The 9,171-nt window shown below is 55.6% G+C and carries 10 protein-coding genes and 1 tRNA gene; 9 read left to right on the forward strand and 2 right to left on the reverse strand.

Annotated features, from left to right (window positions below; translation table 11 throughout):
* The first annotated feature begins 136 nt into the window (after nucleotides 1-136).
* Complete coding sequence (gene sdhE, locus M8370_RS14995) at nucleotides 137-403, forward strand: FAD assembly factor SdhE (RefSeq protein ID WP_013098615.1); 267 nt, start codon at nucleotides 137-139, stop codon at nucleotides 401-403.
* Nucleotides 384-797, forward strand: coding sequence for a protein YgfX (locus M8370_RS15000; protein WP_023620447.1), 414 nt, complete (start codon nucleotides 384-386; stop codon nucleotides 795-797). The genes sdhE and M8370_RS15000 overlap by 20 nt, the downstream gene beginning before the upstream one ends.
* 6 nt (nucleotides 798-803) lie before the next feature.
* Here M8370_RS15000 and fldB read toward each other — a convergent pair whose 3' ends face one another.
* On the reverse strand, nucleotides 804-1,325 hold the full coding sequence (fldB, locus tag M8370_RS15005; RefSeq protein ID WP_013098613.1) for a flavodoxin FldB: 522 nt from the start codon (nucleotides 1,323-1,325) through the stop codon (nucleotides 804-806).
* A gap of 101 nt (nucleotides 1,326-1,426) precedes the next feature.
* Between fldB and xerD the strand changes: the two genes are divergently transcribed.
* The 5 genes from xerD to lysS all read left to right on the forward strand — a co-directional run bounded on the left by xerD (nucleotide 1,427) and on the right by lysS (nucleotide 7,520).
* Nucleotides 1,427-2,323, forward strand: coding sequence for a site-specific tyrosine recombinase XerD (gene xerD / locus M8370_RS15010; protein WP_013098612.1), 897 nt, complete (start codon nucleotides 1,427-1,429; stop codon nucleotides 2,321-2,323).
* A gap of 28 nt (nucleotides 2,324-2,351) precedes the next feature.
* Nucleotides 2,352-3,065 carry a bifunctional protein-disulfide isomerase/oxidoreductase DsbC gene (gene dsbC, locus M8370_RS15015; protein ID WP_013098611.1) on the forward strand — a complete coding sequence of 238 codons (714 nt, stop codon included), beginning with the start codon at nucleotides 2,352-2,354 and terminating at the stop codon, nucleotides 3,063-3,065.
* Between the two features lie 5 nt (nucleotides 3,066-3,070).
* The gene (gene recJ, locus M8370_RS15020; RefSeq protein WP_248057731.1) at nucleotides 3,071-4,804 is read left to right on the forward strand and encodes a single-stranded-DNA-specific exonuclease RecJ; all 1,734 of its coding nucleotides are present in this window, start codon (nucleotides 3,071-3,073) and stop codon (nucleotides 4,802-4,804) included.
* A 90-nt stretch (nucleotides 4,805-4,894) separates the two neighbouring features.
* Nucleotides 4,895-5,993, forward strand: a protein-coding gene (gene prfB, locus M8370_RS15025) for a peptide chain release factor 2 (RefSeq protein ID WP_095908218.1) whose coding sequence is annotated in 2 segments (ribosomal slippage) — nucleotides 4,895-4,969 and nucleotides 4,971-5,993 — 1,098 coding nt in all. Because the reading frame shifts where the segments join, the coding sequence is not laid out codon by codon here.
* 9 nt (nucleotides 5,994-6,002) lie between these two features.
* On the forward strand, nucleotides 6,003-7,520 hold the full coding sequence (gene lysS, locus M8370_RS15030; protein ID WP_013098608.1) for a lysine--tRNA ligase: 1,518 nt from the start codon (nucleotides 6,003-6,005) through the stop codon (nucleotides 7,518-7,520).
* Between the two features lie 47 nt (nucleotides 7,521-7,567).
* Here lysS and idi read toward each other — a convergent pair whose 3' ends face one another.
* A complete protein-coding gene (idi, locus tag M8370_RS15035; RefSeq protein ID WP_013098607.1) occupies nucleotides 7,568-8,110 on the reverse strand; it encodes an isopentenyl-diphosphate Delta-isomerase in 543 nt (180 codons plus the stop codon).
* A gap of 162 nt (nucleotides 8,111-8,272) precedes the next feature.
* Here idi and actS point away from each other — a divergent pair, with 162 nt between their 5' ends.
* Nucleotides 8,273-9,016: an amidase activator ActS gene (actS, locus tag M8370_RS15040; RefSeq protein WP_013098606.1), complete on the forward strand. Its 744-nt coding sequence runs from the start codon at nucleotides 8,273-8,275 to the stop codon at nucleotides 9,014-9,016.
* An 80-nt stretch (nucleotides 9,017-9,096) separates the two neighbouring features.
* Nucleotides 9,097-9,170 (forward strand) — tRNA-Gly (locus M8370_RS15045).
* Nucleotide 9,171: the final 1 nt, after the last annotated feature.

Consider the following 9,171-nt stretch of genomic DNA (forward strand, 5'->3'; position numbering starts at 1 on the left):
GAAGCCCGCTTCAGCTTCGCAATATTCCAGTAAAGAAACGGTCAAAAACACGTTACACTAGCGAGTGTCCCCGCAGAGAAATAAAGAAGACTGAACGGGGTACCGACTGTGCCAAACGTAATGCAGGAAACAGAACATGGATATTAACAACAAGGCCCGTATTCACTGGGCATGCCGACGCGGCATGCGTGAACTTGATATCTCCATCATGCCTTTCTTCGAATATGAGTATGACAGCTTAAGCGATGAGGATAAGCGTCTGTTTGTTCGCCTGCTTGAGTCTGACGATCCCGATTTATTCAACTGGCTGATGAACCACGGCAAGCCCGCCGACACCGAGTTGCAACGGATGGTGCAATTAATTCAAACACGGAATCGGGAACGTGGTCCTGTGGCAATCTGATCTTCGCGTCTCGTGGCGCTCGCAGTGGATGTCGTTATTGCTCCACGGCCTGGTCGCGGCATTTGTTTTACTGATGCCGTGGCCGCTTAGCTATACGCCGCTGTGGCTGTTGTTGCTGTCGTTCGTCGTTTTTGACAGCGTGCGCAGCCAGCGCCGGATCAATGCCCGCCAGGGTGAGATCAAATTACTGATGGACTCCCGCCTGCGCTGGCAGGGTAAAGAGTGGGATATCCTCGGTATGCCCTGGATGCTCAGTTCCGGCATGATGCTACGGTTACGCCAGGTGGGCGGCGGTAAGTGCCAGCATCTGTGGCTGGCCGCCGACAGTATGGATATTGCGGAGTGGCGGGAACTGCGCCGGATGCTACTGCAGCAGCAACCGACGCAGGAATAATACGCGTTAACTGAACTTCTCGGCCATTTCGCCCAGAATCTGTTCGCACCAGGTTTGCAGACGCTCGTCGCTCAGATCGTACTGGTTGGTTTCATCCAGCGCGAGCCCGACAAACAGTTGGCCGTCTGCGATAATCGGTTTTTTACTGGTAAATTCGTAACCTTCCGTTGGCCAGTAGCCGATAAACGTGACGCCCTTCGGTGCCAGCTTATCGTGCAGCATGCCGAGAGCATCCAGGAACCATTCCCCGTAACCGAACTGGTCGCCCATACCGTACATGGCAATGATTTTGCCGTCGAGGTTGAGCGTATCGAGCTGATCCCAGATGGCTTCCCAGTCTTCCTGTATCTCACCGAAATCCCAGGTCGGGATGCCGAGGATCAATACGTCGTACTGCTCCATCAGCGTGAGCGCATCGTCCTTCAGGTTATGCAACGTCACCAGTTCCGGGCCAATGATGTCGCGAATTTTCTCTGCCGCCATTTCGGTGTAGCAGGTGCTGGAACCATAAAACAGACCAATATTCATCGCGTATCTATCTCAATTCTTGCTATGACTTTGCGCGTAGTGTACCAGAAACCGCTCGCAATCAGGCATAATGCCCGGATTGCAGAATCAAAGGGGCTGATGTGGAAAAGGATCTCGCACTCATCGAACAGTTTCTCGACGCGCTGTGGCTGGAGAAAAACCTGGCCCAAAATACGCTGAGCGCCTATCGGCGGGACCTCACCATGCTGGTGGAGTGGCTGGCACACCGGGGACTGTCGCTGGAGAGCGCACAAAGCGACGACCTGCAAGCGCTGCTGGGCGAGCGTATGGAGGGGGGCTACAAAGCCACCAGCTCTGCGCGTCTGCTCAGTGCAATGCGTCGACTGTTCCAGCATCTCTACCGTGAGAAAATTCGCGCGGACGATCCCAGCGCCCTCCTGGCATCGCCTAAACTCCCGCAGCGGCTACCGAAAGATCTCAGCGAAGCACAAGTTGAGAGATTATTACAATCACCGGCTGTTGACCTGCCGCTGGAGTTACGCGATAAAGCCATGCTTGAGCTATTGTATGCTACCGGCTTGCGCGTTTCGGAACTGGTTGGCCTGACGATGAGCGACATCAGCTTACGTCAGGGCGTGGTTCGTGTGATCGGTAAAGGGAACAAGGAACGGCTGGTCCCGCTGGGAGAAGAGGCGGTGTACTGGCTGGAAACGTATCTGGAGCACGGTCGTCCGTGGTTGCTGAACGGCGTTTCTATCGATGTTTTGTTCCCCAGCCAGCGTGCGCAGCAGATGACGCGGCAAACGTTCTGGCATCGCATCAAGCATTACGCCACACTGGCGGGCATTGACAGCGAAAAGCTGTCGCCGCACGTGTTGCGGCATGCCTTTGCGACACATCTGCTGAACCACGGCGCCGATCTGCGCGTGGTGCAGATGCTGCTGGGACACAGCGATCTTTCCACGACGCAAATTTACACCCATGTCGCGACGGAACGCCTGCGGCAGCTACACCAACAGCACCACCCTCGCGCGTGAGTGCCGACGAATTGTTACAGGATCTTATATGAAAAAGTCTTTTGCGCTGTTCACCCTGCTGGCAGCCTCTTTTACCGGTTTTGCCCATGCGGATGACGCCGCTATCAAACAGTCGCTGACGAAACTCGGCGTAACCAGCAGCGATATTCAGCCTGCGCCGGTGGCGGGGATGAAAACCGTTTTAACCAACAGCGGCGTGCTGTACGTGACCGAAGACGGCAAACACATTATTCAGGGGCCGATGTACGACGTAAGCGGCGCGCAGCCGGTGAACGTGACCAACCAGCTGCTGATGAAAAACCTGAATGCGCTTGAAAAAGAGATGATCGTTTATAAGGCGGCGCAGGAAAAACACGTTATAACCGTCTTTACCGACATCACCTGTGGCTACTGCCACAAGCTGCATGAAGAGATGAAAGATTACAACGCACTGGGTATTACCGTGCGTTACCTGGCTTTCCCTCGCGCGGGTGTGCAGAGCCAGCCTGAGCAGGATATGAAGGCCATCTGGTGTGCAAAAGATCGTAACAAAGCGTTTGATGACGCGATGAACGGTAAGGGTGTGCAGCCGGCTTCCTGTGATATTGATATTGCCAACCACTACGCACTGGGCGTGCAGTTTGGCGTGACCGGTACGCCAGCCATTGTCTTAAGCAACGGCTACGTTGTCCCGGGCTATCAGGGGCCAAAAGAGATGAAAGAGTTCCTCGACGCGCACCAGAAACAGTTTGGTGGTAAATAATCCGCGTGAAAGCCCCAATAAAATTGCGCCGCCGCGACGCGGTTGAACAGGTTGATTTGCCAGCCGATCTTCCGCCGCTGTTAAAGCGGCTCTATGCCAGCCGCGGCGTGCGGAGTGCAGGCGATCTTGAGCGCAGCGTCAAAGGGATGCTGCCCTGGCAGCAGCTGAACGGCATCGAAAAAGCCACTGAAATACTTTACAACGCGCTTCGTGAAGGCACGCGCATTGTGGTGGTGGGGGATTTCGATGCCGACGGCGCCACCAGCACCGCGCTGAGCGTGCTCAGTCTGCGCGCGCTGGGCTGCGAAAACGTCACCTATCTGGTGCCTAACCGCTTTGAAGATGGTTATGGCCTTAGCCCGGAAGTGGTCGATCAGGCACATGCCCGCGGCGCGCAGATGATCCTGACTGTAGATAACGGGATCTCCTCCCATGCGGGGGTCGATCACGCGCATCAGTTGGGGATCCCGGTGCTGGTTACCGATCACCACCTGCCGGGTGAAACGCTGCCGGCCGCTGAGGCCATTATTAACCCGAACCTGCGCGACTGCGATTTCCCATCGAAATCACTGGCGGGCGTGGGGGTGGCGTTTTATCTGATGCTGGCGCTGCGCACCCTGCTGCGGGATAAAGGCTGGTTCGAGTCCCGCGGGATCGCCGTGCCCAATCTGGCCGAGTATCTCGATCTTGTTGCGCTCGGCACCGTGGCGGACGTGGTACCGCTCGATACCAATAACCGTATCCTCACCTGGCAAGGGTTAAGCCGCATTCGTGCGGGCAAGTGTCGTCCGGGTATTAAGGCGCTGCTGGAGATTGCGAACCGCGATCCGCTCAAGCTCGCCGCCAGCGATTTGGGCTTTGCCCTCGGCCCGCGCCTGAACGCGGCTGGCAGGCTGGACGATATGTCCGTCGGCGTCGCGCTGCTGCTGTGCGATAACATTGGTGAAGCGCGCGTGCTGGCGAATGAACTGGATGCGCTGAACCAGACCCGCAAAGAGATCGAACAGGGAATGCAGGCTGAAGCACTAACCCTGTGTGAAAAGCTTGAACGCAGCGGTGAAACATTGCCAGGCGGGCTGGCGATGTACCACCCTGAGTGGCATCAGGGGGTGGTGGGCATTCTGGCGTCGCGTATTAAAGAGCGTTTCCACCGTCCGGTGATTGCATTTGCGCCCGCAGGCGATGGCACGCTGAAGGGCTCCGGTCGTTCGATTCAGGGGCTGCACATGCGCGATGCGCTGGAGCGTCTGGATACGCTCTACCCGGGCCTGATGCTCAAATTCGGTGGTCACGCGATGGCGGCAGGCTTGTCGCTGGAAGAGGCGAAATTCGACGAGTTTCAGCGTCTTTTTGGCGAACTGGTGACTGACTGGATCGACCCCGCTCTGCTGCAGGGTGAAGTGATTTCCGACGGTGAGCTCGCACCGATGGAGATGACCATGGAAGTGGCGCAAATGCTACGCGATGCAGGCCCGTGGGGGCAGATGTTCCCGGAGCCGCTGTTCGATGGCCGCTTCCGTCTGCTGCAACAGCGCATCGTGGGCGAACGTCACTTGAAAGTGATGGTGGAACCGGTGGGCGGCGGCCCGCTGTTGGATGGTATTGCCTTTAACGTCGATACCGCTGTCTGGCCGGACAATGGCGTACGCGAGGTCGAACTGGCCTACAAACTGGATATCAACGAGTTTCGCGGTAACCGCTCCCTTCAAATCATCATCGACAATATCTGGCCAATTTAGCGGCAGTAATCTCTATAAAAAAGGGCGTGGATTCGGTACAATCCCGCTCTTATCACCGCATTTTGACAAGTCCATAAAAGAAAACAGACCATGTTTGAAATTAATCCGGTAAAAAACCGTATTCAGGACCTCACGGAGCGCTCTGACGTTCTTAGGGGGTATCTTTGACTACGATGCCAAGAAAGAGCGTCTTGAAGAAGTAAACGCCGAGCTGGAACAGCCGGACGTCTGGAACGAGCCTGAACGCGCGCAGGCGCTGGGTAAAGAGCGTTCCTCTCTCGAAGCTATCGTAGATACGCTGGATCAAATGGCTCAGGGGCTGGAAGACGTTTCCGGTTTGCTGGAGCTGGCTGTAGAAGCCGACGACGAAGAAACCTTTAACGAAGCCGTGGCAGAGCTCGACGTGCTGGAAGAGAAGCTGGCGCAGCTTGAGTTCCGTCGTATGTTCTCCGGCGAATACGATAGCGCTGACTGCTATCTCGATATCCAGGCGGGTTCTGGCGGTACTGAAGCGCAGGACTGGGCCAGCATGCTGATGCGCATGTATCTGCGCTGGGCTGAAGCGCGTGGCTTCAAAACCGAGATTATCGAAGAGTCTGAAGGCGAAGTGGCTGGCATTAAGTCCGTCACCATCAAGATCATTGGTGACTACGCCTACGGCTGGCTGCGTACCGAAACCGGCGTTCACCGCCTGGTACGTAAGAGCCCGTTCGACTCCGGTGGTCGTCGTCATACCTCCTTCAGCTCCGCGTTTGTTTACCCCGAAGTTGACGAAGATATCGATATCGAAATCAACCCGGCAGATCTGCGTATCGACGTTTACCGCGCATCTGGCGCGGGTGGACAGCACGTTAACCGTACGGAATCAGCGGTACGTATTACCCACATTCCAACCGGGCTGGTAACACAGTGCCAGAACGACCGTTCCCAGCATAAGAACAAAGACCAGGCCATGAAGCAGATGAAAGCGAAGCTTTATGAGCTGGAGATGCAGAAGAAAAATGCTGAGAAACAGGCGATGGAAGACAACAAGTCTGATATCGGCTGGGGCAGCCAGATCCGTTCTTACGTCCTTGATGACTCCCGCATCAAAGACCTGCGTACCGGGGTTGAAACCCGTAACACGCAGGCGGTGCTGGACGGCAGCCTGGACCAATTTATCGAAGCAAGTTTGAAAGCAGGGTTATGAGGAACCAACATGTCTGAACAACAAGCACAGGGCGCTGACGCGGTAGTCGATCTTAACAACGAACTGAAAACCCGCCGCGAGAAGCTGGCAGCGCTGCGTGAGCAGGGCGTGCCGTTCCCGAACGATTTTCGTCGTGACCACACCTCAGACCAACTGCACGCTGACTTCGACGCTAAAGAAAACGAAGAGCTGGAAGCGCTGAACATCGAAGTGGCCGTTGCGGGCCGTATGATGACCCGTCGTATCATGGGTAAAGCCTCTTTCGTTACCCTGCAGGACGTGGGCGGCCGCATTCAGCTGTACGTTTCCCGTGACGATCTGCCAGAAGGCATCTACAACGAGCAGTTCAAGAAGTGGGACCTGGGCGATATCCTGGGCGCGAAAGGTAAACTGTTCAAAACCAAGACCGGTGAACTGTCTATCCACTGCACCGAACTGCGTCTGTTGACCAAAGCCCTGCGCCCGCTGCCGGACAAATTCCACGGCCTGCAGGATCAGGAAGCGCGCTACCGCCAGCGTTATCTGGACCTCATCTCTAACGATGAGTCCCGCAAGACTTTCAAAATTCGCTCCCAGATCATGGCCGGTATCCGCCAGTTCATGGTTAACCGCGACTTTATGGAAGTGGAAACCCCAATGATGCAGGTGATCCCGGGCGGTGCTTCTGCACGTCCGTTCATCACCCATCACAATGCCCTGGACCTGGACATGTACCTGCGTATCGCGCCGGAACTGTACCTGAAGCGTCTGGTGGTAGGTGGGTTCGATCGCGTGTTCGAAATCAACCGTAACTTCCGTAACGAAGGCATCTCCGTGCGTCATAACCCAGAGTTCACCATGATGGAACTCTATATGGCGTATGCAGATTATAAAGATCTGATCGAGCTGACCGAATCCCTGTTCCGCACCCTGGCGCAGGACATTCTGGGCACCACGCAGGTACCTTACGGTGAAGAAGTGTTCGACTTCGGCAAGCCGTTCGAAAAACTGACCATGCGCGAAGCCATCAAGAAATACCGCCCGGAAACCAACATGGCGGATCTGGATAACTTCGATTCTGCAAAAGCGATCGCTGAAAGCATCGGTATTAAAGTGGAGAAGAGCTGGGGTCTGGGCCGTATCGTGACCGAGATCTTCGAAGAAGTGGCAGAAGCGCACCTGATTCAGCCGACCTTCATCACTGAATACCCGGCTGAAGTGTCCCCGCTGGCGCGTCGTAATGACGAGAACCCGGAGATCACTGACCGTTTTGAATTCTTCATCGGTGGCCGTGAAATCGGCAACGGCTTTAGCGAGCTGAATGATGCAGAAGATCAGGCGCAGCGCTTCCAGGATCAGGTTGACGCAAAAGCGGCAGGCGACGACGAAGCGATGTTCTTCGACGAAGACTACGTGACGGCGCTGGAGCACGGCCTGCCACCAACGGCGGGTCTGGGTATTGGTATCGACCGTATGGTAATGCTGTTCACCAACAGCCACACCATCCGCGACGTGATCCTGTTCCCGGCGATGCGTCCGGTTAAATAACGTCTGCAGATCGTAAAAAGCCCCGTGCGATAGTCGCCGGGGCTTTTTTATTTGGCGGCGAAGGCCCGCAGTTTTTCGCGTGCCGCCGTCGCTTCCATCACCATCCAGGGGCTAAAGGCCCACGGTGTGGCATCCAGAGCCTGGAACAACGCGTCCAGATCAACCCATTCGTATGCCATCACTTCATCACTGTTGATCGTCAGCGCATTCGTGATCCTGGCGGCAAAGACCGGGCAAATCTCATTTTCGACGATCCCGGAAGGATCGGTTTCACAGTAGCGAAACTCAGCGGCGACAGGGGTGATCCCGGTAATTTCGGCTCCCACTTCATAGCGGCAGCGGCGCACAATGGCCTGATCAATCGCTTCACCAGATTGCGGATGGCCGCAGACTGAGTTCGTCCAGACGCCCGGCCAGGCTTTTTTGCTTAATGCGCGACGGGTGATAAGACACTCCCCTTTGGCATTGAAGAGCCAGGAAGAGAACGCCAGATGGAGTGGGGTATGGGAGGTATGTGCAGCGTATTTTTCCTGAGTGCCAATCACCATTCCCTGGTCATTTACCAAAATAACGTGTTCTTGAATACTCATTGATGCTCCAGTGCTAACCATGCGGATGGTTCAGCACCACCAGCGATGTCATTATACTGCATTCCGGTACGAACGGTTTGTTCCACAGAGCGGAAAAGGGCTGACCCATATCTGTTTGGGCTGGTATTATAGGGCGCCATTCACGCTGACCGAGGATCTGTTTTGTTTGCAGGAAGCCTGACGAGAAACCCCATCACTGCCGTGTTCTGCCTGATGCTGACGCTATTGCTGGCAGGCTGTTCAGGGAGTAAATCTTCGGATATGGGCAGCTATTCTGGCGCGGTCTATACCGTGAAGCGCGGGGATACGTTGTACCGGATTTCGCGCGCGACGGGGACCAGTGTAAAGGAGCTGGCGCGTCTGAATAATATCTCTCCGCCATATACCATCGAAGTGGGGCAGAAGCTGAAGGTTAATGGTGGTTCATCCTCGGGCAAAAAATCGTCGTCGAAAGGCAAAACCGCCAAAGTGACGCCATCCTATGCGGTGCCGCAATCCTCCTGGCCGCCTGTCGGACAGCGCTGCTGGATTTGGCCGGCCAGCGGTAAAGTTGTGCTGCCGTACTCCTTGTCTGAAGGCGGCAATAAGGGAATCGATATTGCAGCCGCGCGCGGTACGCCGGTTTATGCCTCCGGGGCAGGGAAGGTCGTGTACGTGGGCAACCAGCTGCGCGGTTACGGTAATTTGATCATGATTAAGCATGGCGAAGACTACATCACGGCTTATGCGCATAACGACACAATGCTGGTTAATAACGGTCAGAACGTGAAGGCGGGGCAGAAGATCGCCACCATGGGCAGCACGGGGACGGATACGGTGAAGCTGCACTTCCAGATCCGTTATAAGGCCACCGCCATCGACCCGCAGCGTTATCTTCCGGCACAGGGCAGCAAGCCGAAGTGCTAAGTGATTATTTTATCGCCGTTTAGTTGCGAAGAGGCTTGTATGAAGAGGCGTAAGGTCTATAATGCTTTACGCACCTCAAAGCGGGCGTAGTTCAATGGTAGAACGAGAGCTTCCCAAGCTCTATACGAGGGTTCGATTCCCTTCGCCCGCTCCAG

Source organism: Enterobacter cloacae complex sp. OE43NF, from assembly GCF_023544405.1.
In the GTDB taxonomy this organism is placed as follows: domain Bacteria; phylum Pseudomonadota; class Gammaproteobacteria; order Enterobacterales; family Enterobacteriaceae; genus Enterobacter; species Enterobacter cloacae.

What these genes read in the sequence shown, in the direction of transcription:
- sdhE (WP_013098615.1), top strand. Translation starts at nt 137, where the DNA reads ATGGATATTAACAACAAGGCCCGTATTCACTGGGCATGCCGACGCGGC.
- fldB (WP_013098613.1), bottom strand. Translation starts at nt 1,325, where the DNA reads ATGAATATTGGTCTGTTTTATGGTTCCAGCACCTGCTACACCGAAATG.
- dsbC (WP_013098611.1), top strand. Translation starts at nt 2,352, where the DNA reads ATGAAAAAGTCTTTTGCGCTGTTCACCCTGCTGGCAGCCTCTTTTACC.
- lysS (WP_013098608.1), top strand. Translation starts at nt 6,003, where the DNA reads ATGTCTGAACAACAAGCACAGGGCGCTGACGCGGTAGTCGATCTTAAC.
- idi (WP_013098607.1), bottom strand. Translation starts at nt 8,110, where the DNA reads ATGAGTATTCAAGAACACGTTATTTTGGTAAATGACCAGGGAATGGTG.